Origin of the sequence: Mesoflavibacter sp. CH_XMU1404-2, assembly GCF_037029465.1 — a bacterium.
Lineage (GTDB): Bacteria > Bacteroidota > Bacteroidia > Flavobacteriales > Flavobacteriaceae > Mesoflavibacter.
Map to the genome: position 1 here is coordinate 448498 of NZ_JAYMEM010000026.1, position 24006 is coordinate 472503.

The 24006-nt window shown below is 32.0% G+C and carries 30 protein-coding genes; 23 read left to right on the top strand and 7 right to left on the bottom strand.

What is annotated here, in order from left to right; all coding sequences use genetic code 11:
- The first annotated feature begins 59 nt into the window (after positions 1–59).
- From sucD to hisIE, 12 genes are all read left to right on the top strand, one after another.
- The gene (sucD, locus tag WA327_RS10505; RefSeq protein ID WP_336069491.1) at positions 60–932 is read left to right on the top strand and encodes a succinate--CoA ligase subunit alpha; all 873 of its coding nucleotides are present in this window, start codon (positions 60–62) and stop codon (positions 930–932) included.
- Positions 933–1049: 117 nt separating this feature from the next.
- On the top strand, positions 1050–1796 hold the full coding sequence (gene fabG, locus WA327_RS10510; protein ID WP_027878974.1) for a 3-oxoacyl-[acyl-carrier-protein] reductase: 747 nt from the start codon (positions 1050–1052) through the stop codon (positions 1794–1796).
- Between the two features lie 68 nt (positions 1797–1864).
- Positions 1865–3898 (top strand): VWA domain-containing protein, encoded by a 2034-nt coding sequence (locus tag WA327_RS10515; RefSeq protein ID WP_336069494.1) that lies wholly within the window; start codon positions 1865–1867, stop codon positions 3896–3898.
- A gap of 13 nt (positions 3899–3911) precedes the next feature.
- Positions 3912–4727, top strand: coding sequence for a prohibitin family protein (locus tag WA327_RS10520; protein WP_336069496.1), 816 nt, complete (start codon positions 3912–3914; stop codon positions 4725–4727).
- Between the two features lie 263 nt (positions 4728–4990).
- Positions 4991–5848: an ATP phosphoribosyltransferase gene (hisG, locus tag WA327_RS10525; protein ID WP_299096749.1), complete on the top strand. Its 858-nt coding sequence runs from the start codon at positions 4991–4993 to the stop codon at positions 5846–5848.
- A 78-nt stretch (positions 5849–5926) separates the two neighbouring features.
- Positions 5927–7213, top strand: a complete 1287-nt coding sequence (gene hisD, locus WA327_RS10530) for a histidinol dehydrogenase (protein ID WP_336069502.1) — start codon at positions 5927–5929, stop codon at positions 7211–7213.
- Positions 7214–7277: 64 nt separating this feature from the next.
- Complete coding sequence (gene hisC, locus WA327_RS10535) at positions 7278–8330, top strand: histidinol-phosphate transaminase (RefSeq protein ID WP_336069505.1); 1053 nt, start codon at positions 7278–7280, stop codon at positions 8328–8330.
- A gap of 36 nt (positions 8331–8366) precedes the next feature.
- A complete protein-coding gene (gene hisB, locus WA327_RS10540; RefSeq protein WP_336069507.1) occupies positions 8367–9500 on the top strand; it encodes a bifunctional histidinol-phosphatase/imidazoleglycerol-phosphate dehydratase HisB in 1134 nt (377 codons plus the stop codon).
- Between the two features lie 85 nt (positions 9501–9585).
- Positions 9586–10179, top strand: a complete 594-nt coding sequence (gene hisH, locus WA327_RS10545) for an imidazole glycerol phosphate synthase subunit HisH (protein WP_336069510.1) — start codon at positions 9586–9588, stop codon at positions 10177–10179.
- Between the two features lie 15 nt (positions 10180–10194).
- On the top strand, positions 10195–10929 hold the full coding sequence (gene hisA, locus WA327_RS10550) for a 1-(5-phosphoribosyl)-5-[(5-phosphoribosylamino)methylideneamino]imidazole-4-carboxamide isomerase (protein WP_336069513.1): 735 nt from the start codon (positions 10195–10197) through the stop codon (positions 10927–10929).
- Positions 10930–11006: 77 nt separating this feature from the next.
- The gene (gene hisF, locus WA327_RS10555) at positions 11007–11762 is read left to right on the top strand and encodes an imidazole glycerol phosphate synthase subunit HisF (RefSeq protein ID WP_336069514.1); all 756 of its coding nucleotides are present in this window, start codon (positions 11007–11009) and stop codon (positions 11760–11762) included.
- Between the two features lie 42 nt (positions 11763–11804).
- Positions 11805–12401, top strand: a complete 597-nt coding sequence (hisIE, locus tag WA327_RS10560) for a bifunctional phosphoribosyl-AMP cyclohydrolase/phosphoribosyl-ATP diphosphatase HisIE (protein ID WP_336069516.1) — start codon at positions 11805–11807, stop codon at positions 12399–12401.
- On the opposite strand, the gene WA327_RS10565 is transcribed toward hisIE, so the two are convergent.
- Positions 12398–14119 carry a sodium:solute symporter family protein gene (locus tag WA327_RS10565; protein WP_336069518.1) on the bottom strand — a complete coding sequence of 574 codons (1722 nt, stop codon included), beginning with the start codon at positions 14117–14119 and terminating at the stop codon, positions 12398–12400. The genes hisIE and WA327_RS10565 overlap by 4 nt on opposite strands.
- Positions 14120–14212: 93 nt before the next feature.
- Positions 14213–14650, bottom strand: coding sequence for a hypothetical protein (locus WA327_RS10570; RefSeq protein WP_336069520.1), 438 nt, complete (start codon positions 14648–14650; stop codon positions 14213–14215).
- An 88-nt stretch (positions 14651–14738) separates the two neighbouring features.
- On the opposite strand from WA327_RS10570, the gene WA327_RS10575 reads away from it, so the two are divergent.
- From WA327_RS10575 to WA327_RS10605, 7 genes are all read left to right on the top strand, one after another.
- Positions 14739–15518: a tRNA pseudouridine synthase A gene (locus tag WA327_RS10575; protein ID WP_407942460.1), complete on the top strand. Its 780-nt coding sequence runs from the start codon at positions 14739–14741 to the stop codon at positions 15516–15518.
- A 161-nt stretch (positions 15519–15679) separates the two neighbouring features.
- Positions 15680–16183: a DNA starvation/stationary phase protection protein gene (locus tag WA327_RS10580; RefSeq protein WP_336069522.1), complete on the top strand. Its 504-nt coding sequence runs from the start codon at positions 15680–15682 to the stop codon at positions 16181–16183.
- A 50-nt stretch (positions 16184–16233) separates the two neighbouring features.
- Positions 16234–17136 carry a mechanosensitive ion channel family protein gene (locus WA327_RS10585; RefSeq protein ID WP_336069524.1) on the top strand — a complete coding sequence of 301 codons (903 nt, stop codon included), beginning with the start codon at positions 16234–16236 and terminating at the stop codon, positions 17134–17136.
- Positions 17137–17183: 47 nt separating this feature from the next.
- Entirely contained in the window at positions 17184–17342 is a 159-nt protein-coding gene (locus WA327_RS10590) for a DUF1328 family protein (protein ID WP_304144336.1), read from the top strand.
- A gap of 95 nt (positions 17343–17437) precedes the next feature.
- Positions 17438–17677, top strand: coding sequence for a hypothetical protein (locus WA327_RS10595; RefSeq protein WP_336069528.1), 240 nt, complete (start codon positions 17438–17440; stop codon positions 17675–17677).
- Positions 17678–17704: 27 nt separating this feature from the next.
- Entirely contained in the window at positions 17705–17860 is a 156-nt protein-coding gene (locus WA327_RS10600; protein WP_336069530.1) for a hypothetical protein, read from the top strand.
- Positions 17861–17954: 94 nt separating this feature from the next.
- Complete coding sequence (locus WA327_RS10605; RefSeq protein WP_336069532.1) at positions 17955–18638, top strand: DUF2461 domain-containing protein; 684 nt, start codon at positions 17955–17957, stop codon at positions 18636–18638.
- Here the strand turns inward: WA327_RS10605 and WA327_RS15075 are convergent.
- Genes WA327_RS15075 through WA327_RS10615 form a run of 3 tightly spaced genes read right to left on the bottom strand, consistent with a single transcriptional unit; the run spans position 18635 to position 19503 of the window.
- Positions 18635–18739: a GreA/GreB family elongation factor gene (locus WA327_RS15075; RefSeq protein WP_407942461.1), complete on the bottom strand. Its 105-nt coding sequence runs from the start codon at positions 18737–18739 to the stop codon at positions 18635–18637. The two genes, WA327_RS10605 and WA327_RS15075, sit on opposite strands and share 4 nt — an antisense overlap.
- Positions 18740–18756: 17 nt before the next feature.
- Positions 18757–19080: a hypothetical protein gene (locus WA327_RS10610; RefSeq protein ID WP_336069534.1), complete on the bottom strand. Its 324-nt coding sequence runs from the start codon at positions 19078–19080 to the stop codon at positions 18757–18759.
- Between the two features lie 6 nt (positions 19081–19086).
- Positions 19087–19503: a glyoxalase gene (locus WA327_RS10615; RefSeq protein ID WP_336069537.1), complete on the bottom strand. Its 417-nt coding sequence runs from the start codon at positions 19501–19503 to the stop codon at positions 19087–19089.
- A 121-nt stretch (positions 19504–19624) separates the two neighbouring features.
- Here WA327_RS10615 and WA327_RS10620 point away from each other — a divergent pair, with 121 nt between their 5' ends.
- A complete protein-coding gene (locus WA327_RS10620; RefSeq protein ID WP_336069539.1) occupies positions 19625–20512 on the top strand; it encodes a DUF72 domain-containing protein in 888 nt (295 codons plus the stop codon).
- A gap of 3 nt (positions 20513–20515) precedes the next feature.
- Positions 20516–20905: a hotdog domain-containing protein gene (locus WA327_RS10625; protein WP_336069541.1), complete on the top strand. Its 390-nt coding sequence runs from the start codon at positions 20516–20518 to the stop codon at positions 20903–20905.
- Between the two features lie 9 nt (positions 20906–20914).
- Here the strand turns inward: WA327_RS10625 and WA327_RS10630 are convergent, their stop codons facing one another.
- Both WA327_RS10630 and WA327_RS10635 read right to left on the bottom strand, forming a co-directional pair.
- Positions 20915–21202, bottom strand: a complete 288-nt coding sequence (locus tag WA327_RS10630; RefSeq protein ID WP_336069543.1) for a DUF3817 domain-containing protein — start codon at positions 21200–21202, stop codon at positions 20915–20917.
- A gap of 297 nt (positions 21203–21499) precedes the next feature.
- A complete protein-coding gene (locus WA327_RS10635) occupies positions 21500–22303 on the bottom strand; it encodes a hypothetical protein (RefSeq protein ID WP_336069544.1) in 804 nt (267 codons plus the stop codon).
- 127 nt (positions 22304–22430) lie between these two features.
- Between WA327_RS10635 and WA327_RS10640 the strand changes: the two genes are divergently transcribed.
- On the top strand, positions 22431–23309 hold the full coding sequence (locus WA327_RS10640; RefSeq protein ID WP_336069546.1) for a winged helix-turn-helix domain-containing protein: 879 nt from the start codon (positions 22431–22433) through the stop codon (positions 23307–23309).
- Between the two features lie 98 nt (positions 23310–23407).
- Entirely contained in the window at positions 23408–23836 is a 429-nt protein-coding gene (locus WA327_RS10645; protein WP_336069547.1) for a peptidylprolyl isomerase, read from the top strand.
- Positions 23837–24006 lie beyond the last annotated feature (170 nt).

Consider the following 24006-nt stretch of genomic DNA (forward strand, 5'->3'; position numbering starts at 1 on the left):
AAACTTATTTTTGTTACACGAAAAATAAATTCATTCAAAAATTCTTAATAATACAAAACATGAGCGTTTTAGTAAACAAAGATTCAAAAATAATAGTTCAAGGATTTACAGGTAGCGAAGGAACTTTCCACGCTGGTCAAATGATAGAATACGGTACCAACGTTGTTGGTGGTGTTACACCAGGTAAAGGTGGTCAAACACATTTAGACAAACCTGTATTTAACACAGTTTCAGAAGCTGTAGAAAAAGTAGGAGCAGACACTTCAATTATATTTGTTCCGCCAGCATTTGCAGCAGATGCTATTATGGAATCAGCAGACGCTGGTATTAAAGTAATTATTTGTATTACAGAAGGAATTCCTGTAGCAGACATGATTAAAGCTGCAGATTATATTAAAGGTAAAGACTGTCGCTTAGTAGGTCCTAATTGTCCTGGTGTAATTACTCCAGGTGAAGCAAAAGTTGGTATCATGCCAGGTTTTGTATTTAAACAAGGAAAAGTAGGTATTGTTTCTAAATCAGGAACTTTAACTTATGAAGCAGCAGACCAAGTTGTAAAACAAGGTTTAGGTATTACTACAGCAATCGGTATTGGTGGTGATCCAATTATCGGTACTACTACTAAACAAGCTGTAGAATTATTAATTAACGATCCAGAAACTGAGTGTGTTGTAATGATTGGTGAAATTGGTGGGCAATTAGAAGCAGACGCAGCTAATTGGTACAAAGCTTCAGGAAGCAAAAAACCAATCGTTGGATTTATAGCAGGTGAAACTGCGCCAGCTGGTCGTACAATGGGGCATGCAGGAGCAATTGTTGGTGGATCTGATGATACAGCTCAAGCTAAAAAAGCTATTATGAGAGATTGCGGAATCCACGTGGTAGATTCTCCAGCAGAAATAGGTAAAAAAGTAGCTGAAGTAATGGGATAAGCCCAATAACATAAACTATTTAAAGCCTCATAATTTTATGACAATTATGAGGCTTTTTCTTATCAATAACATTCTAAATAACTATATTTGAAATACTAATTGAAAACAGAATTATAAATGAAACTTTTAGAAAATAAAACAGCTATTATTACAGGTGCTTCAAGAGGAATAGGAAAAGGAATAGCACAAGTCTTTGCTCAAAACGGAGCAAATATAGCATTTACATATAGCTCTTCTGTTGAAGCAGCGAATGAATTAGAAGAAGAGCTAAACGCTTTAGGTGTTAAAGCTAAAGGATATCAAAGTAACGCTGCTAGTTTTGAAGAAGCTCAAAAATTAGCAGAAGATGTGTTAGCTGAATTTGGTAGCATTGATGTGTTAGTAAATAATGCCGGTATTACTAAAGACAACTTGTTAATGCGTATGGGCGAAGAAGATTTTGATAAAGTAATCGAAGTAAATCTTAAATCTGTATTTAACATGACAAAAGCTGTACAACGTACTATGCTTAAACAACGTAAAGGATCTATTATCAATATGAGTTCTGTTGTTGGTGTTAAAGGTAATGCAGGACAAACTAACTATGCAGCAAGTAAAGCTGGTATTATTGGTTTTTCTAAATCTGTAGCTTTAGAGTTAGGTTCTAGAAACATTAGAAGTAACGTAATTGCTCCTGGTTTTATCGAAACTGAAATGACAGGAAAATTAGACGAAAAAACTGTGCAAGGTTGGCGTGATGCAATACCATTAAAACGTGGTGGTACGCCAGAAGATATTGCAAATGCTTGTGTATTTTTAGCTAGTGATATGTCCGCTTATGTTACAGGACAAACGATTAACGTTGATGGCGGAATGTTAACGTAAATTTTCATCCTAGATTTTTTTTGAAATACTATTTATCTATAACAAAATAGTACTTCATATATTAAAAGATGTCTACACAAGATATATTATTAATCATATTAGCAGGAATTATAGCGCTACTTTTAGCGCTTTTCCAGTATAAATACAAAACAAAAAGCGCATTGTCTTTTAATGCGCTTTTTGTTTTTTTAAGGTTTTTCACCTTTTTTTCTGTGTTTTTGCTTTTAATTAATCCTAAATTTGAACAAAATTCTACATATACAGAAAAACCTAATTTAGTTATTGTAGCTGATAATTCAGCATCTATTTCTCATTTAAAACAAAATGAAAAAGAACTTGAATTTATAAGTCAACTAAAAGAAAATCAAAAGATTAATGATAAGTTTAATGTTGAATATTTCACTTTTGGAAATCAATTAAACACATCAGATAGTTTAAATTTTAAAGACCAACAAACCAACCTAAATAAAGTATTTAGAGATTTATCAGAAATCTATAAAAATACAACAGCTCCAACATTACTAATTTCTGACGGGAATCAAACTATAGGTAGCGATTATCAATTCTCTGCTAATAACTATAAACAACCGATTTATCCAATCATACTTGGTGATACCATAACGTATTCCGATTTAAAAATTAGTCAGTTAAACGTTAATAAATATGCGTATTTAAAAAATAGATTTCCAATTGAAGCGATTGTTATTTATAACGGAAATGAAACAGTAGCAAAAAACTTTATCATCACCCAAAACGGTAAAACAGTATTTTCAAAACCAATTACGTTTTCTCAAGATAAATCTTCCGAAATTATTAATACAACCTTACCAGCAACTTCCGTTGGTGTTCAAAGTCATCAAGCGCAAATAGTTCCTATTTCAACTGAAAAAAATAAGACTAATAATTATAAAAATTTTGCTGTTGAAGTTATAGATCAAAAGACAAAAGTAGCAGTTGTTAGCACCGTTTTACATCCAGATTTAGGTGCAATTAAAAAAAGTATTGAAAGTAATGAACAGCGCGAAGTTTCATTTTTAAAACCAAATGAAATTTTAAATCAATTAAATGATTTTCAATTAATTATAGCGTATCAGCCAAACAATTCATTTAAACAATTATTTGAAGCTTTAGAAGCTCAAAATAAAAATAAATGGTTAATTTCTGGAGTAAAAACAGACTGGCGATTTTTAAATTCAGTTTCCAAAAATTATCAATTAGAAATCACATCACAAACCGAAGATTATCAAGCTAACCTGAATCAAAATTATAGCAATTTTATTATAGATGATATCGATTTTGAAAGCTTTCCTCCATTAAAATCTAATTTTGGTGCACCAGATTTTTCTGTGCCTTACCAATCTATTTTGAATAAAACCGTTTCTGGTATTCCTACAAACGAGCCTCTTTTAGCAACTTTTGAAACTAATGATAGAAGAGAAGCGATCCTTTTTGGAGAAAACCTTTGGAAGTGGCGTTCACAAAGCTTCCTAAACAATCAATCATTTGAAGCGTTTGATGCTTTTATTGGTAAAATGGTGCAGTATTTAGCTTCAAATCAACGCAAAAATAGGTTAACAGTCGATTATAATTCATTTTACAATGGTAGCGATAATATTGTTATCAGCGCACAATATTTCAATAAAAACTACGAATTTGATGCAACTGAAAACTTAAATATTTCACTTAATAATAAGGAGACTAATCAAAAAATATCAAGACCATTAATACTAAAAAACAACAGTTATCAAGTTAATTTAAATGGTTTAGACGCTGGAGATTACAGTATTACAGTTAGTTCTACTACAGATAAATTATCATCGTCAGGTAATTTTAAAATTATACCATTTAATATAGAGCAACAATTTTTAAACGCTAATGTAACAAAGTTGCAACAAGTTGCTACTAATAGTAAAGGTCAAGCTTATTTTATTGATAACACTTCTACTTTGGCAGATAGTTTATTATCAGATAATCGTTATCAGCCAATTCTTAAAACCAATAAAAGAGTTGTACCTTTGATAAACTGGTATTATCTACTATTTTTTATAGCATTGTGCTTAGCTTTAGAATGGTTTATCAGGAAATATAAAGGATTAATTTAAAATAAAAATTACAATGGAAAGATTACCAAAAATTGCATTCCCTTTTATCATTGCGGGAGTTATATTTATAATTATCATAGCTAAATCTGCTGTCACCATAGATGCCGGTCATGCTGCAGTTTTATATGAAACTTTAGGAGATGGAGTAGACTCTAAAAAAGCACCTTTAGGTCCAGGTTTTCATATAATTGCTCCATGGAATAGAGTTATAGATTACGAAACACGTCAGCAAGAAATTCCAGAAAAAATGTCTGTATTATCATCTAATGGATTAGATATAAAATTAGATGCATCGGTGCTATACGAACCAGATGTTAAAAACTTAGGAAAATTGCATAATGAGAAAGGAGAAAATTATTTAAGCAGAGTTTTACAACCTGCTATAAGAAGTGCCGCAAGAAGTGTAGTAGGTCGTTATACTCCAGAACAATTATATTCTACTAAAAGAGATGCTATTCAAGAAGAAATTTTTGAAGAAACTAGAAAAATTGTAGAAAGTCAATACATTCAACTTAATAATGTTTTGATTAGAGATGTTACTTTACCACCTACAATTAAAGAAGCAATAGAAAGAAAACTTAGACAAGAACAAGAATCTTTAGAGTATGAATTTAGATTAGTTACTGCTGAAAAAGAAGCTCAAAAACAACGTATTGAGGCACAAGGTAAAGCAGATGCTAATAGAATTTTAAGCGCTTCTTTAACAGATAAAATCCTTCAAGATAAGGGTATTGAAGCGACTAATAAATTAGCAGAATCACCTAATAGTAAAGTTGTTATAATAGGTTCTGGTGAAAGTGGAATGCCTATTATTTTAGGTAATCAATAATAATTAAATTAATTTTAACATTTCATGATTTGGAATTTTAAATATTAATTTACAATCTTTGTACAGAACAAAACTATACATGACTTTTATTCAATTACATCATCATCATTTCCATACTTGCACTCAAGCGAGCTAGAAATGTATTGAATAAAACCAAAATATTTTTAAAACCGTTTGAGTAAATCAAGCGGTTTTTTTTATTCCTGTAAAAACAGGAATCTTACCCAAAAAGATTTACTCAAACACTTTAACAAAAAAGAAAAATGAGTAAACTAAAAATTGCAATTCAAAAATCAGGACGATTAAATGAGGATTCTATGAAAATCCTTAAAGACGTTGGTATTTCTATCGATAATGGTAAAGATCAACTTAAAGCTTCGGCTAAAAACTTCCCATTAGAAGTCTTTTATTTGCGTAACGGAGACATTCCTCAATATTTAAAAGATGGTGTTGTAGACGTTGCTATTATTGGCGAAAATGTTTTGGTAGAAAAAGGACAAGACATCACTATTGCAGAGAAATTAGGATTTTCTAGCTGTAAAGTGTCTGTCGCGATTCCAAAAGGAAAAAGCTATAATTCTATTAAAGATTTAGAAGGAAAACGAATCGCGACGTCGTATCCAAACACAGTCAATAAATTTTTAAAAGACAACAACGTTAACGCCAATTTACACATTATTAACGGTTCTGTAGAAATTGCGCCAAATATTGGTTTAGCAGATGCGATTGTTGATATTGTTTCTAGCGGAAGCACCTTATTCAAAAACAACCTTAAAGAAGTTGAAGTCATTTTAAAATCGGAAGCTGTTTTAGCAGTTTCACCTCAAATTTCTTCTGAAAATCAAGCGATTTTAAACAAGTTGCAGTTTAGATTACAATCGGTTTTAAAAGCAAGAAACTCACGCTACGTGTTACTAAATGCACCAAATAACAAGGTTGACGACATTATAAATATTTTACCAGGAATGAAAAGTCCAACGGTTTTACCGCTAGCTGAAGAAGGTTGGAGTTCATTACACTCTGTAATAAATAAAAACGATTTCTGGGAAATTATAGACGAATTAAAAGCCAATGGAGCAGAAGGTATATTAGTTTGTCCAATTGAAAATATGGTGCTCTAAATTTCTGCGCAAGCAGGAATCTAATATTTAAAATTAATGTCTGGCTGAGCGCAGTCGAAGCCTAATTAACGAGAAGAAATGAAAACAATAAAATACCCAAATAAAAACACGTGGTCAGAACTTTTAAAACGACCAACACAAACTGTTAACGATATAGAAAGTACGGTAAATCAAATTTTTGAAGACATACAACGCAACGGTGATGCTGCAGTTTCAAAATATACAAAGTTATTTGATGGAGCAGACTTACAATCTAATCTCGTGACTACACAAGAGATCAAAGAAGCATCTTCAAAATTATCTACAGAATTAAAAGCTGCAATTAACCAAGCGAAGTCAAATATTGAAGTCTTTCACAAAGCACAAAAAACAGAAAAGGTAAGCGTAGAAACGTCTGTTGGAATTACTTGTTGGCAAGAAAAACGTGCCATACAAAAAGTTGGGATTTATATTCCTGCTGGTACAGCGCCATTATTTTCAACGGTTTTAATGTTGGCAATTCCTGCAAATATCGCTGGTTGTAAAGAAGTTGTGTTATGTTCGCCACCAAATAAAGACGGTAAAATTGCTAACGAAATTTTGTATGCTGCTCAACTTTGTGGTGTCACTAAAATCCTGAAAGTTGGAGGCATTCAAGCGATTGCTGGATTAACGTTTGGGACCGAAACTATTCCGCAAGTCTATAAAATCTTTGGTCCAGGAAACCAATTTGTAACTGTTGCAAAGCAATTGGCTACTAAATATGGTGTCGCAATCGATATGCCTGCAGGACCAAGCGAATTGTTGGTTGTGGCAGATGATAGCGCCAATGCAAGTTACGTAGCTTCAGATTTATTAAGTCAAGCAGAACACGGAACTGATAGTCAAGTAATTTTAGTATCAACGTCTGAAAATTTTATAAATGAAGTTGAAACTGAAATTAAAACGCAAATTAAAGCATTACCAAGACAAGACATTGCGCAACAAGCTATCAATAATTCAAAATCTATTTTAGTAAAAACAGATGAAGAAGCATTAGAATTAATCAATGATTATGGTCCAGAACACTTTATTGTTGCGACTAAAAACAACGACTTTTATGTTGATGGTATTCAAAATGCAGGTTCTGTATTTATTGGTAATTACACACCGGAAAGTGCTGGCGATTATGCATCTGGTACTAATCATACCTTGCCAACTAATGGATTTAGCAAAGCGTATTCAGGCGTAAATTTAGACAGTTTCACAAAAGCGATTACGTTTCAAAACATCACAAAAGAAGGTTTAAAAAACATAGGAAACACCATAGAACTAATGGCTGAAGCTGAAGGTTTACAAGCGCACAAAAACGCAGTTTCGATTAGATTAAAAGACTTAACGAATTAATGTCATTCAGAGCTGTCACATTGAGCGCAGTCGAAATGAAAGCGAAGAATCTAAAGATTATAATATGAAACGAAATTTCAACATAAATAACTTAGTCAGACCAAACATTGCAGCTTTAAAACCGTATTCTTCGGCGAGAGATGAGTTTAAAGACGCAACATCAAACCAAATGATTTTCTTAGATGCTAATGAAAATCCGTTTGAAAATGGTGTAAATCGTTATCCAGATCCTCAACAAAAAGATGTAAAATCGATGTTGTCAAATATTAAACACATTCCAATCGAAAATATCCTGTTAGGTAACGGAAGTGATGAAGTGTTAGACTTAATTTTTAGAGCATTTTGCGAGCCAAACCAAGATAATGTTATCACATTACCGCCAACTTATGGAATGTACAACGTATTAGCAAATACAAATGCTATAGAGGTTTTAAGGATTGAATTGGATGCAAATTTTCAACCAAAAGTAAACGACATTTTAAACACTCAAAACGACAATACAAAACTGTTATTTTTATGTTCGCCAAACAATCCAACAGCGAATAGTTTTGAAGCTTCAAAAATTGAAAAATTATTAACTAATTTCAATGGAATAGTAGTGATTGATGAAGCGTATATCGATTTTTCAGAAGATGAAAGTTGGATATCTAAATTATCAGATTTTCCAAATTTGATAGTTACACAAACGTTGTCTAAAGCTTACGGAATGGCAGGCATCAGACTAGGAATTTGCTACGCTTCAACCGAAATTATTTCAATTTTAAACAAAATAAAACCACCATATAACGTCAATCAATTAACGCAGCAAAAGGCATTCCAACGTTTAGAAAAGCAACAAGACGTTCAAAACGAAATTCAGAATATAATTTCAGAAAGAAGCTTGTTAATTAAAGCGTTAAAGTCGATTACTTGGATTCACACTATATATCCAACACAGGCCAACTTTGTGTTAATTAAGGTAGATGATGCGACAAAACGATATAATCAATTAGTAAAAAAAGGCATTGTTGTTCGCAACAGAACCAATCAGCCACTTTGTGAAAATTGTTTGCGTTTTACGGTTGGCACGAGTGAAGAAAATGAGAAATTGATTGAAGTATTAAAGAAGTTAAACTAATAATAGATTCCTGTCTGCGCAGGAATGACAAATAAGATGAAAAAAGTACTATTTATAGACCGTGACGGCACATTAATTAAAGAACCAGCAGACGAACAAATCGATAGTTTTGAGAAGTTGGTATTTTACCCAAAAGTCTTCACATATTTAAGTAAAATTGCCAAAGAATTAGATTTCGAAATCGTAATGATTACCAATCAAGATGGATTGGGAACAGATGTGTATCCAGAAAACACGTTTTGGCCAATACATAATTTTGTGCTTCAATCTTTTGAAAACGAAGGTGTTATTTTTGAAGAACAATTTATAGACAGAACTTTTGCCAAGGATAACGCACCAACTAGAAAGCCAAATACAGGTTTGTTAACCAAATATTTTAGCGAAGATTACGATTTAGAAAATTCGTTTGTTATTGGTGACCGATTAACCGATGTCGAATTAGCTAAAAACCTTGGTTCTAAAGGCATTTTTATCAATGACAATACCAATTTAGGAACGGACGAAATTACGGTAAAACGAGATTCTTTAGACCAGTTTATCGGATTAGAAAGTAACGATTGGGAAGAGATTTACAAATTCTTAAAAGCTAAAGAACGCACAGGAAGCATCGAACGAAACACCAACGAAACCAAGATTAAAATCGATTTAAATCTTGACGGAACAGGACAAAGTAATATCGATACAGGTATTGCTTTTTTCGACCATATGTTAGACCAAATTGCGCGTCACGGACAATTAGATTTAAACATTAAAGTCGATGGTGATTTAGAGGTAGACGAGCATCACACAATTGAAGATACAGCAATAGCTTTAGGTGAAGTGTTTGCAACGACTTTAGGTAACAAGTTAGGTATAGAACGTTACGGTTTTAGCTTACCAATGGACGATTGTTTTGCGCAAGCTGCAATAGATTTTGGTGGTAGAAATTGGTTGGTTTGGGAAGCCGATTTTAAACGCGAAATGATTGGCAAAATGCCAACCGAAATGTTTTTTCACTTCTTTAAATCCTTTACAGATGGTGCAAAATGTAACCTAAACATCAAAGCAGAAGGCACAAACGAGCATCACAAAATTGAAGCGATTTTTAAAGCATTTGCTAAAGCAATAAAAATGGCTGTAAAACGCGACGTTGAAAAAATGATTTTACCAAGTACAAAGGGTATGTTGTAGTACTTGTCATTCCGTACTTGATACGGAATCTAAAAAAAATGAACAATAATAAATAAGATTCCTGCCTTCGCAGGAATGACAATAAATGAAAATAGTCATCATAAATTACGGTGCAGGAAACATCAAAAGCATTCAATTTGCTTTTAAACGCTTAGGTTTTGAATCGTTGTTAACCAACAATCCAAAAGAAATTAAAGAAGCAGATAAAGTGATTTTTCCTGGTGTAGGCGAGGCGAGTAGTGCAATGCAAAAGCTAAAAGAATCAGGTTTAGATCGATTAATTCCACAGTTAAAACAACCGGTTTTAGGGATTTGTTTAGGTATGCAATTAATGTGTAAATCTACAGAAGAAGGACATACAAAAGGCTTAGGTATTTTTGATGTAGATGTAAAACGGTTTTCAGACACAGTAAAAGTGCCACAAATGGGTTGGAATACGATATGTAATCTTCAATCAGATTTGTTTAAAGATATCAAAGAGAATGAATTTATGTATTTGGTGCATAGTTTTTATGCAGAACAATGCCAAGAGGCAATTGCAACAACAGCTTATGATGTAAAATACGCTTCAGCATTACAAAAAAACAATTTTTACGGAGTACAATTTCATCCAGAAAAAAGTGGAAAAGAAGGAGAAAAAATTCTTAAGAATTTTTTAAAACTAAATATTAACAACTAGAAACTAACAATTATTTTGAGAATAATACCAGCAATAGATATAATAGAAGGAAAGTGCGTAAGATTAACTAAAGGCGATTACAGCACTACAAAAATGTACAATGAAAATCCGTTAGAAGTTGCCAAACAATTTGAAGATGCAGGCATAGAATACTTACATATGGTGGATTTGGAAGGTGCAAAAGCAGACCACGTAGTCAATTATAAAGTTTTAGAAAAGGTAGCAACAAAAACCAATTTAAAAATTGATTTTGGTGGCGGACTTAAATCAGACGACGATGTATTTATAGCTTTTAATTCTGGAGCTAAACAAATTACCGGTGGAAGTATAGCTGTAAAAAACACAGACACTTTTTTAAGATGGATTAATAAATATGGAACGCAAAAAATCATCCTTGGTGCCGATTGTAAAAATGAAAAAATCGCCATTTCTGGTTGGTTAGAAGAAAGTAGTTTAGACGTTGTACCATTTATACAAGACTATCAAAAAAATGGTATTCAATATGTGGTATGTACAGATATTTCAAAAGACGGAATGCTTCAAGGTCCATCAGTAGGTTTGTATAAAAAAATAATCAACCAATGTACCAATGGTAGCGCAGATCAATCTGTTAAACTTATCGCTTCTGGTGGAGTAACTACTATTGAAGATGTTGAAGTTTTATCTGAAATTGGTTGCGATGGAATCATAATTGGAAAAGCTATTTACGAAAACAGAATAAGTTTAAAAGAATTAGAACGCTTTTTATAATATAAATAATTAGCCTTTAGCCTTTTGCTTTTAGCAACACGTTAGAAGCAAAAAGCCAAGAGCCAAAAGCCAAATAAATGCTAACAAAACGAATCATACCTTGTCTAGATATTAAAAACGGTCGAACCGTTAAAGGCGTTAATTTTGTTAATTTAAGAGATGCAGGCGATCCTGTAGAATTAGCAAAACAGTATGCAGAAAAAGGTGCAGACGAATTGGTGTTTTTAGATATTTCTGCAACTTTAGAAGCTAGAAAAACAATAATTGAAATGGTGCTTAAAGTCGCAGGACAAGTCAATATTCCATTTACCGTTGGTGGCGGAATTTCAAGTGTAGAAGATGTAGATATGCTTTTAAAATCTGGTGCAGATAAAATATCTGTAAATTCTTCAGCTGTAAAACGACCAGAATTGGTTAATGAATTGTCAAGTAAATTCGGTAGCCAATGTGTTGTAGTTGCTATAGATGCCAAACAAGTTAAAGAACAATGGAAAGTGCATTTAGCTGGTGGAAGTATTCCAACCGAAATAGATCTATTCGATTGGGCAAAAGAAGTTGAAACAAGAGGCGCAGGCGAAATTCTGTTTACCTCGATGAATAACGATGGAACAAAAAACGGATTTGCAAATGAAGCTTTGGCTAAACTATCAGACACTGTAAATATCCCAATCATTGCGTCTGGTGGCGCAGGAACTATTAAACATTTTACAGATACTTTTAAAGTAGGAAAAGCCGATGCTGCTTTGGCTGCAAGTGTATTTCATTTTGGTGAAATAGAAATAAAAGACTTAAAAGAAGAATTAAAACAGAAAGGTGTTTCTGTTAGACTATAAATTGTCATTCCGCACTTGATGCGGAATCCAAAAATCAACATTATGAACATAGATTTCAATAAAAATAAAGACGGATTAGTCCCAGCAATCATTCAAGATGCAACAACCAAAAATGTGTTGATGCTTGGTTATATGAATGAAGAAGCGCTTAAAAAAACTCAAGATACAAAGCTAGTAACCTTTTTTAGTCGTACCAAAAACCGACTTTGGACCAAAGGTGAGGAAAGCGGTAACGTTTTAAACTTAGTAGATATTAAATTAGATTGTGATAACGATACTTTGTTAGTAATTGTAAATCCAAAAGGACCAATATGCCACACTGGAAGCGATACATGTTGGAATGAAGCTAATACCGAATCTTACGGATTTTTAACCCAATTAGAAAACACAATACAAAGTAGAGTAGAAGCTGGTAATACTGAAAAATCGTATGTAGCTTCATTATTTGCAAAAGGAATTAATAAAGTGGCTCAAAAAGTTGGTGAAGAAGCTGTAGAAGTCGTTATTGAAGCTAAAGATAATAACGACGATTTATTTTTAAATGAAAGTGCCGATTTGTTGTTTCACTATTTAATGTTATTGCAAGCAAAAGGTTTTAAGTTGGAAGATGTGATTAAGGTTTTAAAAGAAAGACACTAATCCTTATTTAATCGGTAAATAATAAACCCTAAAACAGTTGTAATAACTAATAATACAAATCCTTTTAAGCTATTGCCATAAATAAAACTTCCAATTGAAAACAATAATGCGTAAACACCAAAAACACCACAGAAAAAACTAATTGTTTTATTGCCAAAACCTTTAAATTTTGATTCGTCACCAAATATCAAAGCATTAAAAGAAGCTAATGTTTTTGCATCTGAAGGTTGAGTTATTAACGTCACAATAATCCATCCTATTGTAGTAGTAACAACACCAAATACTAATTGCCAATGTTCAGCAATGTCTACTAAAGGTGTTTCTAGTTTTCCGTTAATAAAAAAGAAAACTGCGATTAAAAACGAAATGACCATAGCTGCAATTTCGCTGTAAGGGTTAATTCTGCTCCAAAACCATCGTAAAATAAATAATAATCCTGTTCCAGCACCAATTTGAAGTAACAGATTAAATACATCTGCTGCCGATTGTAGATAAAATGAAAATAACGCAGCGCATAGCATCAATAACACTGTTGAAATACGTCCAACTAAAACCTGCTCTTTATCTGTAGCTTCTGGTTTTAAAAATCGTTTATAAAAATCATTAACAATATATGAGCTTCCCCAATTTAATTGTGTTGAAATGGTACTCATAAACGCCGCAATAAGTGATGTTAAAACTATACCAATTAATCCAGCAGGTAAATAGGTCATCATTGCTGCGTAAGCAACGTCATGACCTTTCATTTGGTTGGTAAGGTTTGGAAAGGTGTTAGAAATAGTTTCTAAATTTGGAAATATTACAATAGATGCCAAACCAACCACAATCCAAGGCCAAGGTCTGATGGCGTAATGTGCAACATTAAAAAATAAAGTTGCCCAAGTCGCATGTTTTTCGTTTTTAGCAGCTAGCATTCGTTGTGCAATATATCCGCCGCCACCAGGTTCTGCACCAGGATACCAAGTGCTCCACCATTGTACAGCTAACGGAATAATTAGCAAAGTTATTAGTGCTTCTGTGTTGCTAAAATCAGGAAAAAAGGCTAATTTATCTACTACATTTTCATTAGTTAAAAGATTGTTGATGCCTCCAATTTCAGGGATATTAACAATATAAATCGTAGCCCAAATACTTCCAACCATTGCAATAATAAACTGAATAAAATCTGTAATCAAAACACCTTTTAATCCTCCTAATGTTGAGTAAATCACAACAATAATAGAAGCGTAGAGTAGCATTTCTTCTTGAGAAATTCCTAATAAAATATTTGCAATTTTTGCTCCAGCCAAACATACGCCAGCCATAGTAATGATATTAAAAATAACACCAAGGTAAATAGCTCTAAATCCACGTAAAAAACCAGCTGTTTTTCCGCTATAGCGTAGTTCATAAAACTCTAAATCAGTTGTAATTCCGCTTTTTCTCCAAAGTTTTGCATAAAAAAATACGGTCAACATTCCTGTTAATAATAATGCCCACCAAACCCAGTTTCCGGAAACGCCGTTTGTTCTAACCAATTCGGTAACCAAACCAGGTGTATCTGCAGCAAAAGTTGTTGCAACCATGCTTACACCTAGTAACCACCAAGGCATATTTCGGCTTGATAAGAAGAATGATTTTGTATCTTTTCCGGCTTGTTTAGAAACAAAAATTCCGATTGCAGCAAAAAGAATTAAGAAAAAGGCAATAATTACCCAATCTAAAGTAGATAGAACCATAATTTTAAATGTTGATAAACAAATCTAAGATTTATTGACAAATAAAAAAGCATTAGAAATTTCTAATGCTTTTTTTACTTGAGTTGTTGTTTGTTATTTAAGCCAACCTTTTGCAATACCTTTATTTGAGAAAATAATTAAAAGTATTGCTATAACAGGTATTGAAATTGACATTGATGAGTCAAAAGCAGTCATTTTATCCTTTAAAGGCGAAAGAAAGAATGTAAAAATAGATTGAACTATTACCGCAATAAATGAAATTATAAATAAGATATTAGCTAATTTTTTTCTTGCTAAAAGCATAATACATGCAATAAATCCAGCAAATACAGCAATAGCAAACGCTGCTGTATACCATGCAGGATAATCTATACTATACATTTCTTGTTGTTCTGGCGGCATTGCAGCTAAAGCTTCTTCTGTTAAAAAGGCTTGTCCTAAGTAAGCCATTACACCCATTGCGTTCCATATTAAAGCAATAACGCTTACTATCCAGAACCAAATTGGTGGTTTTTGTGCAGTTGTTGTCATAATTTTTAAAATTTAGTTAGTTTTTGTGATATACAATTTATAAAATTTTTGCCAATTGTGATGTAAAAACTTATTTTCGGCAATAATTATGAAAAAGAAATTCTTTTACGTTATCACCATTCAATACTTAGGCTATCGTTTTCACGGATGGCAAAAACAACCCGATGTAAAAACCTTACATTTAATGGTAGATCGTACTTTAAATTTCATTTTAAATAAAAAGCCTTTTAAAACTTTAGTTTCTGGTCGTACAGATGCAATGGTTAGTGCAGAAAATGCTGCTTTCGAGTTGTTTTTAGAAGAATCTATTGAAGATTTTGACGCGTTTTTAGAGTTGTTTAATTACAATTTACCTCAAGATATTCGTGCTAAATCTATCAGAGAAGTAGATGCTAGTTTTAATATTATTCAATCTTCAAAAACTAAAGAATATATATACATTTTTGCTTTTGGCGGGAAATTTCATCCATTTTGTGCGCCAATAATGACTACTATTTTAGATCCATTGAATATTGAGGTAATGCAAGAAGGCGCAAAACTTTTTGAAGGTAAACATTATCTAAAGAACTACTGTTTTAGACCAACAGATAATGGTATCTACGAAAGAGAAATTGATACTTGCGAAATTGTAGAAAACACACTTTATACTGCAAATTTTTTCCCTGAAACAACGTATATGTTACGTGTAAGAGGTAAAGGTTTTATGAGAAATCAAATACGATTAATGATGGGCGCACTAATTAATTTAGGAAAAGGAGAGCTGACTTTAGAAGATATAAAATCTAGCTTAACTCCCGAAAACACTGTTGCTATAGATTATGTTGCGCCTGCATCTGGACTTATTCTTCACAAACTAGAGTTTGATTAATCTGTTAATTGATTTAACATAACTCATTTTTCTTAACACAATATTATGTTAAAAGCTAAAGCTATTAGTTAAAGCTAGTTAAATATCCTGTAATCAATATTGTTTAATAGTAACTTAGTATTGTTAAACAAATTAAACAACCCAAAAATATAATATTGATTATGAGTTATTTGAATATGCAAGATGAAAAATTATTACCAGTAGTAATGGAGCTAAATACATTATTATCTGACTACCATATGTACTACCAAAAATTAAGAAGTTTTCACTGGAATATATTAGGAAAAAACTTTTTTGACCTTCATGAACAGTTTGAAAACATGTACAATGACGCACAAGTAAAAATTGATGAAATAGCTGAGCGAATTTTAACACTTAGACATCACCCTGTAAGCAAGTTTAGTGATTACATTAAAATTGCAACCGTGCAAGAGGAAAGCGCTATGATTTCTGACCAAGCAATGATAGATTCACTTTTAAAAGACCATAAAATTATCTTGGCGCAAATGTCTAGTGTTATAGATTCTGCTGAAAATGCTAGTGATGAAGGTACTGTAGATTTAATTGGAGCATACATTAGAGAATTAGAAAAAACAAGTTGGATGTTAAATGCTTGGACTAAAAAGTCTACAGAGCAATTAAAAGAAGATACTGTAGCTAGTTAATTATTCAATTAATAATTAAAACAGTATTAACCTTTTAAAACAACAACATTATGAAAAATCAACTATCAGAAGCCTATAATTTACTAATTGAAAAATTAGAAGGTTGGTTTAATATTATAGTAACCAACATACCAAATCTAATTTTAGCAATCATAGTATTGTTTGCTGCCTATTTTGTTTCAAAATATGTAAACAAATATGTAAGTAAGTTAATGGCTAAAAGAGTAGAGCAAAACTCTATTACTAAAATGGTAGGACGTATTTCTGCAGTAGTTGTAGTATTAGCAGGACTATTTTTAGCCTTAGGTATCTTAAATCTTAGTAAAACATTAACCTCTTTATTAGCTGGTGCTGGTGTTGCAGGTTTAGCAATAGGTTTAGCATTACAAGGTACTTTATCTAACACTTTTGCAGGTATTGTATTGTCTTTTAGAAAGAAAATACAAATAGGACATTGGGTAGAAACCAATGGATTTTCTGGAGAAGTAATGGATATAAATCTTAAAGATTTCACCTTAAAAGAAGCAGATAACAATATAGTAGTCATACCTAATAAAAAGATTTTAGAGAATCCGCTAAAAAATTACACGCTAACCACAAAAATGAGAGTGTTTTTAGAATGCGGTGTAGGCTACGAGTCTGATTTAGAACAAGTAGAGCAACTGACTAAAGAAACCATTTGCAACACTTTTGATCAAATAGAAAAACCAGAAGATGTAGAGTTTTACTTTACAGAATACGGATCAAGCTCAATAAATTACTTATGTAGATTTTGGATTGATGCCGAAAATGCTCTAGAAAAATTAAGAGCAAAAAGTAAAGCCATTATCGAAATTAAAAAAGCATACGATAAAGCGGATATTAACATTCCGTTTCCTATCAGAACGCTTCAATTTGACAACAAATTATCATTTGAAGCTCAAAACTTAGAGGAGCAATTCTCTAATAACTAAAAGCAAAGCGCTGTTAGTTAAACATTAACCATTTAAAACCAAAAATTATGTTACGTTGGACAATCACATTTATTATTATCGCAATTATAGCCGGAATTTTAGGCTTTGGTGGCATTGCAGGAGCAGCTGCAGGAATTGCAAAAATCTTATTCTTTGTCTTTTTAGTGCTATTTGTAGTATCACTATTAAGAGGAGCAACTAGATAAATTACTAGTCAACTAATCAGTTACTTAAATTTATTTAGAAGCAAAAATAAGCTAGCTGATTAGTTCTATTTATTAACCATTTAAAACCAAATAAAATGAAAAAATTAGTATATACCTTCTTAATCTTGTTCTCACTAACCACAGTGTTTACAAGTTGTAGAGATGAAAAGAAAACTCCAGAAGAAAAAATTGAAGAAACTATGGACGAAATGCAAGACGACATTGATGAAGCTTCAGATGATGTTAAAGATGCAATGGAGGACGTAGAAGATGAAATTGAAGAGTATAAAGAAGAAAGTAAAGAAGAAGTCGAAGAAATGACGGACGAACAATAAACCATTAACCACTAAAAACCAAATATTATGAAATTTACGTTAAAAAAATCGATTTATGCATTAGTACTAATGTTCTCTTTAGCAACAGCATTTACATCTTGTAGAGAAGAAAAATCTACAGGAGAAAAAGTAGAAGATACTGTTGAAGATGTAGCAGATGACGTTGAAGATGCAGTAGATTAAAAATCAAAATATAAATTGTTATGAAACAAAAAACCTCAGTTGTAACTGAGGTTTTTTTGTAACTTTATTAAAAAATTAAATTATAAAAATTGTAATGGAAACAACTATACCCAAACGCGTATTTACTTTTTTAAAACAATTAGAAAAAAACAATGATAGAGATTGGTTTAACGAACATAAACCAGAATTTAAGGCGATAGAAAAAGAAGTAAAAGCCTTTAATAAAGAAGTGTTTGAGCTATTAAATAAACACGATCAAATAGATAAATTAAAACAGTTTAGGATTTATAGAGATGTGCGTTTTTCTAAAAACAAACAACCATACAAAACTCATTTTGGTTGCTCTTTTAACCGTGTAAAACCCAACTTAAGAGGCGGATATTATATTCATATTCAACCTAATAATGAGAGTTTTATAGCTACAGGTTTTTGGGATCCAAATAAAGAAGATTTACTACGTATTAGAAAAGAATTTGAAATAGACGATCAAGAGATGCGTGATATTTTAAAAGAAAAAACCTTTTCTAATATTTGGGGAGATTTTAAAGGCGATAGCTTAAAAACAGCACCAAAAGGTTTTGATAAAGAGCATCCGGCAATAGACTTAATACGTCGTAAACAGTACATTTTTATAAAACAGTTTACAGACGATCAAGTATTGTCTAAACATTTTATAGATGAAGTAGATACAGCATTTAAAGCCATTCGTCCATTTTTTGATTATATGAGCGATGTTTTAACTACAGATCTTAACGGTGTTTCTATACTTAACGATTAGTCAACTTCGGTAACGGTATATTTAGTGCCATTAAATTCAAAACGATCACCAACTGTTTTTTGCATTAATAATTGACCTATTGGAGATTGTAAAGAAATCACATAAAACGTATCACCATCTAATTCAATTTACCTAAACTAATAGCAATAAAAAATTGCAAACTATCTGTTTTTACTAAGCTTCCTAAAGCCACGTTAGGTGATAGTAAGTTGGTTTTAACAAGTTTAAGGTATTCTTGTGTTTTTCTGGCTTCGTTTAAATAACCTATATTTTTTTCAAGGTCATTCATTAATTTACCGTTACCAGAATCGTCGTCTTCGTTATTCGGTTTATCGTTGTTTTCTAAAGATTCTTTTAAAAGTTCAATCTCGTTTTTGTAATCCTTTATGCGATTTTCTACATGTGTATTACAAATCTGTAAAAGTTGTTGTTTTGTTGTCATTTTAGCTTAAACCGCAGCTAAATACTCCGGTTTTTCAAATAATTGAATGTTGCTTTGCAAGCGTTGTTTTACAATATTCATCATACGTTTATTAAGCGCAGACGAGTTTTTTATATACGTCAAATATTCATCTACTGTAAATTGTCCAATCACCATACCTTTAAGGCTATTTCTAAACTTAATATCTTTGTGTATTGCGTTTTCAATGTAATTTAAACGCTTTTCAATGGTTAATTGGTAAAACACATTTTTATGCTTTGCAATGTAGTTTCTAAACACTTCAATAAACAAATCGTTTTGCAGTTTAATTACTGGTCTTAACGTTTCGTTTTGAAAACGTTCTTCACTACTCATAGTGTCGTTAATGGTCATACTTTCAATGGTTGGTCGTGCAGCTAAAAGCTGTTGGTCTCGTGTAGTCATGATAGTAAGTTTTTACTAAAATTATTGATAAATATTAGCAATGCACAAATAGTTAAAAATTGTTTTTAACGGTCTTATTAACAATTTAGAAGTTGTAATTTTGAAGTAAATACTTATTTAAATGAAATTTGGAAGCGTTACCAACCCAGAAACTGTAGACTTTACTTTGCCTAAAGACCATAAAGATACCAAACGTGTACTTAATATGGTTAAAGATGATAATGAACCAGAAATTTATGTGGGTTGCGCTAAGTGGAATAGAGCAGACTTAAAAGGCTTTTATCCAAGAGGAACAAAAGACGAATTGGAGTATTATGCTTCACAATTTAATAGTATAGAACTTAATGCAACGTTTTACCGAATTTTTCCGCCAGAACAATTTGAAAAATGGAGAGAAAAAACACCTTCAAATTTTAAGTTTTTCCCTAAGTTAAATCAAGAAATTAGTCACTGGAAACGCCTTAACGAAGTTAAAGAAGTGGTAGATAATTATTTATATTCTGCAGTAAATTTACAAGAAAAGTTAGGCACCATCTTTTTGCAAATGCACAATAATTTTACTCCAAAAGACTTTAATCGTGTGGTTAGTTTTATTGAAGGTTGGCCTAAAGAAATTCCCTTAGCAGTAGAATTTAGACATACCGATTGGTATAACGATCCAACGGTTTCAAAAGAATTATTTCAACTTTTAGAAAGCAATAATATATCTAATGTTATTGTAGATACGGCTGGCAGACGCGATTTAATGCACATGCGATTAACCAATCCAACTGCTTTTGTGCGTTATGTTGGTGCCAATCATCCAACAGATTATACACGACTTGACGATTGGATAGAACGATTAAAAACTTGGAAAACACAAGGAATTAAAGAGATAGACTTTTTTATTCATCAAAATATAGAAAAAGAATCGCCGTTACTTTCGGCATATTTTATAAAACAATTGAATGCAGAATTAGGCGCTCAATTAAAAGTCCCTAATGAAGATCAACAACAAAATTTATTTTAACCTATGAGATTTCATACCAGAAAATGGGTAAAACCCGAAGATTTAAACCCAAACGGAACACTGTTTGGCGGTAAGCTTTTAGCGTGGATAGACGAAGAAGCTGCACTTTATAGCATCGTACAATTAGAAAACAACAGAGTAGTCACCAAATACATGAGTGAAATTAACTTTATGAGCAAAGCAACCGAAGGTGATATTGTTGAAATTGGTATTGACGTAAAAAAGTTTGGTGGCACATCGTTAACCTTAAAATGCGAAGTACGTAATATGCGCACACGCGAAACTATTATCTCTGTTGAAGATATTATCATGGTGAATTTAGATGAAAACGGAAAACCATCTCCACATGGAAAAACCAAAATAGAGTACGTTAAAGACCGATTAAAAAAGTAGGAGAGAAGCCTATTTTTTTGGTGCCAAAAACTTTTTGTCTACGTAAAAAGTACCAAACGGTATTAAAGACGCTGCTAGAATGACTAAAAATGTACGTTTATTCCATTGTTGTTCTGGTTTTAATAAAACAGCAATTGCAATGTAAGCGATAAATAATAAACCATGTGGCATCCCTAACATTCTAACGTAAGTTGGATCATCAGCCATATACTTTATAGGTGTTGCAATAAATAGAAGTAATATATAAGACACACCTTCTAACAGTGCGATAATTCTGAAAATGCTAAGTAAACTCATCAATAATTTTTTTTGTAAAATTACGGGTTATACTTAGTAAAACCAATAAAAAAAGAAAGACATCATGTTAATTTTGATGTCTTTTTTGTTTTGTTATTTAGCAGAATAGTTAGTAATAATAATCCCTAAGTCATTTCGAACGTATTGAGAAATCACATAATTATTGTTTTTAAAAAAGAATGTGATTCCTCTTCGTACCTCATTCGGAATGACAACAGATTATCTATGTCTTACTGAACTTGTTTCAGTATCTCATACGGTTAAAACAGATTCCGCATCTAGTGCGAAATAACAGATTTAACAACCCATCAACCCAAAAGAAATAACTAACTCTTGGTCAACAGTGTTACCGTTTTCATCTTTTGCTGGTGACCAAGTACCAGGTAAATCTTTCATCAATTTAATAAGTTGCTTATCTACTTTTGGGTAATTAGAAGTATGATCTAAATGTATGTTTTTAACATCACCTGTTTTGGTTACTGTAAAATATAGTTTACCAGCTTTTAACTGTTTTGGATCAACATCTTTTCTAACAGTTTCGGTTTGGTCTTTAAAATAGGTTTTTAAGGCTTTAAAACCTTCAGAATATTGTGCTTGCACGTCTGGTACAATCGTATGATGTGGTGTAGAATAGTTATAACCACCAGAATAATTGTCTATAAATTCTGTTCTAAAAATAATATTGTCGCCATAGTCTAGCGTTTGTAAGTAATTAAGTTGTTCTGTGGTAAAATCTGCTGTTGTTCCAGCTAAATTTAAATCTTGTTGTCTATCGTTAACCACTTTTAGTAATCGCACCGCTTCTAAGCTTTTCATGCTATTAAGTGTTTCTACATCGTAGACATCTTTTAAGGTTTTTGCGTTAAGGACTACCGATTTTTTTATAGGCATAAAACGTGTGCCGATTTCATAAATAAAATCTTCAAAGACTTCATTTTTTTTAATTGGTTCGTGTTCCATTGGTCCGTAAACCACGTCTTCAGTTTCAGTAGTAGTTATTTGCGTTGGTGTAACGTCTTTGATGTCGTTTTTAAAAACAGTAAACGCTGTTAATGCAAACGCAATAATTACTGTGCCAAGGATTAAAACTTGTTTTTTCATAACTTTAAATTTAATGATTAATGAGATTTAAAAAAAATTGATGTCATAAAACTATAGCGATAAGCCGTTAAAAGTGTCAAAAAAGTGTAAAAGAAGTGTCAACAGTTGTAAAATCTCATAAAAATGTATGTTATTTACAGTAATTATGAAGTTAATACGTCCATTTTTTAAACCTGTAATCGTACTAATTTTGGTTAGTATGGTATTACAATCTTGCACAAAAACACAAGAACCAGCAGCAAACCAAGTTGTAAAAATAGCTTTAAGAGATGTTGGTCACCAACTATTATTAAGCAATCAAGATAGTACAACGGTAGTACCGCCAATACAAGATTTGGGCGATAACCGTTACCAATTACAATTTAATACACCATTAAGCATACATCCAGATAGTTTGGTACAGCAGGTAAAAACTAGTTTTAAAAAAGCCAATTTACCAAATAATTATATTACCGAAGTACAACGTTGCAGCGATAATCAAGTAGCGTACAGCTACCAAATGAAACAAGATATAGAACAAGGTATTGTGCCTTGTGGCGGCAGAGCATTAAAACAAGATTGCTACACCATAACCGTAGCGTTTTATACCATAAAAACTACAACGCCTTTTGCTTATTATGCTATACCGTTAGTCTTATTAATTATAGGATTATTGTTGTATGTAAAGCTGAAATCTAAACCCAAAGCAACAGCACAACCCATTAGTACAAATGCTAAAACTATTGGTAGTTTTACCTTTTATCCAGAACAAAACAAGCTAATAAAACACGCTAAAGAAATTACTTTGTCTAAAAAAGAATGCGAGCTACTTAGCATTTTTATAGCGCAGCCAAACCAAATTATTAAACGTGAAACTTTATCTAAACGGGTTTGGGAAGACCATGGTGTTGTAGTTGGTAGAAGTTTGGATACGTACATTTCTAAATTGAGAAAAAAGCTACAAGAAGACCAACGCATTAAACTAACCAACGTACATGGTGTTGGTTATAAGTTGGAAGTGGAGTAGTTGTTGATTGTTGAATTTCTAAACTATTTCTTAATTATTCGTCAAACCAATATAAGAGCCATACCTTTGTAGCTATTTACAAATTATAAACAAAAATTATGAGTAAAGTAAAAGCAAACGATACCGTACAGGTACATTACACAGGTAAATTAACAAATGGTCAAGTGTTTGATACTTCGGCAGAAAGAGAGCCTTTACAAGCACAATTAGGACAAGGACAATTAATACCTGGTTTTGAAAATGCATTAATAGATATGGCGGTTAACGAAAAGAAAACTGTAACTATTGCAAAAGAAGAAGCTTATGGAGACGTACGTAAAGAGTTGTTTCAAAAAGTAGCAAAAGAAGAATTACCAAAAGAGATTACACCAGAAGTTGGTATGGGCTTAGTAGCGTCTAGACCAGATGGATCACAACAACAATTACGTGTGGCAGAAGTAGAAGCAGACCATATTGTTATAGATGCTAATCATCCGTTAGCAGGTCAAGATTTAATCTTTGATTTAGAGGTTGTTGGGATAAACTAACATATTATTAGTCATTTCGAACGTAGAGAGAAATCGCATCATTATAGAGTAGAAGCGTAGTAGGATGAGATTCTTCGTCGCTATGCTCTTTCGGAATGACAGTTTAAATAGACTATTACTATTATAATTAAAAACGCTTTAGAGTTTTCTAAAGCGTTTTTTTATGATAA

Coding starts and splice junctions, on each gene's coding strand:
- WA327_RS10610 (WP_336069534.1), bottom strand. CDS start 19,080: ATGACAACAAAACAACAACTTTTACAGATTTGTAATACACATGTAGAA.
- WA327_RS10580 (WP_336069522.1), top strand. CDS start 15,680: ATGAGTTATTTGAATATGCAAGATGAAAAATTATTACCAGTAGTAATG.
- hisC (WP_336069505.1), top strand. CDS start 7,278: ATGAAACGAAATTTCAACATAAATAACTTAGTCAGACCAAACATTGCA.
- hisF (WP_336069514.1), top strand. CDS start 11,007: ATGCTAACAAAACGAATCATACCTTGTCTAGATATTAAAAACGGTCGA.
- WA327_RS10640 (WP_336069546.1), top strand. CDS start 22,431: ATGTTATTTACAGTAATTATGAAGTTAATACGTCCATTTTTTAAACCT.
- WA327_RS10585 (WP_336069524.1), top strand. CDS start 16,234: ATGAAAAATCAACTATCAGAAGCCTATAATTTACTAATTGAAAAATTA.
- WA327_RS10630 (WP_336069543.1), bottom strand. CDS start 21,202: ATGAGTTTACTTAGCATTTTCAGAATTATCGCACTGTTAGAAGGTGTG.
- WA327_RS10515 (WP_336069494.1), top strand. CDS start 1,865: ATGTCTACACAAGATATATTATTAATCATATTAGCAGGAATTATAGCG.
- hisIE (WP_336069516.1), top strand. CDS start 11,805: ATGAACATAGATTTCAATAAAAATAAAGACGGATTAGTCCCAGCAATC.
- WA327_RS10625 (WP_336069541.1), top strand. CDS start 20,516: ATGAGATTTCATACCAGAAAATGGGTAAAACCCGAAGATTTAAACCCA.
- WA327_RS10600 (WP_336069530.1), top strand. CDS start 17,705: ATGAAATTTACGTTAAAAAAATCGATTTATGCATTAGTACTAATGTTC.
- WA327_RS10565 (WP_336069518.1), bottom strand. CDS start 14,119: ATGGTTCTATCTACTTTAGATTGGGTAATTATTGCCTTTTTCTTAATT.
- WA327_RS10520 (WP_336069496.1), top strand. CDS start 3,912: ATGGAAAGATTACCAAAAATTGCATTCCCTTTTATCATTGCGGGAGTT.
- hisH (WP_336069510.1), top strand. CDS start 9,586: ATGAAAATAGTCATCATAAATTACGGTGCAGGAAACATCAAAAGCATT.
- WA327_RS10605 (WP_336069532.1), top strand. CDS start 17,955: ATGGAAACAACTATACCCAAACGCGTATTTACTTTTTTAAAACAATTA.
- WA327_RS10620 (WP_336069539.1), top strand. CDS start 19,625: ATGAAATTTGGAAGCGTTACCAACCCAGAAACTGTAGACTTTACTTTG.
- hisD (WP_336069502.1), top strand. CDS start 5,927: ATGAAAACAATAAAATACCCAAATAAAAACACGTGGTCAGAACTTTTA.
- WA327_RS10595 (WP_336069528.1), top strand. CDS start 17,438: ATGAAAAAATTAGTATATACCTTCTTAATCTTGTTCTCACTAACCACA.
- hisB (WP_336069507.1), top strand. CDS start 8,367: ATGAAAAAAGTACTATTTATAGACCGTGACGGCACATTAATTAAAGAA.
- WA327_RS10590 (WP_304144336.1), top strand. CDS start 17,184: ATGTTACGTTGGACAATCACATTTATTATTATCGCAATTATAGCCGGA.
- WA327_RS10570 (WP_336069520.1), bottom strand. CDS start 14,650: ATGACAACAACTGCACAAAAACCACCAATTTGGTTCTGGATAGTAAGC.
- hisG (WP_299096749.1), top strand. CDS start 4,991: ATGAGTAAACTAAAAATTGCAATTCAAAAATCAGGACGATTAAATGAG.
- sucD (WP_336069491.1), top strand. CDS start 60: ATGAGCGTTTTAGTAAACAAAGATTCAAAAATAATAGTTCAAGGATTT.
- WA327_RS10575 (WP_407942460.1), top strand. CDS start 14,739: ATGAAAAAGAAATTCTTTTACGTTATCACCATTCAATACTTAGGCTAT.
- WA327_RS10615 (WP_336069537.1), bottom strand. CDS start 19,503: ATGACTACACGAGACCAACAGCTTTTAGCTGCACGACCAACCATTGAA.
- WA327_RS10635 (WP_336069544.1), bottom strand. CDS start 22,303: ATGAAAAAACAAGTTTTAATCCTTGGCACAGTAATTATTGCGTTTGCA.
- WA327_RS10645 (WP_336069547.1), top strand. CDS start 23,408: ATGAGTAAAGTAAAAGCAAACGATACCGTACAGGTACATTACACAGGT.
- fabG (WP_027878974.1), top strand. CDS start 1,050: ATGAAACTTTTAGAAAATAAAACAGCTATTATTACAGGTGCTTCAAGA.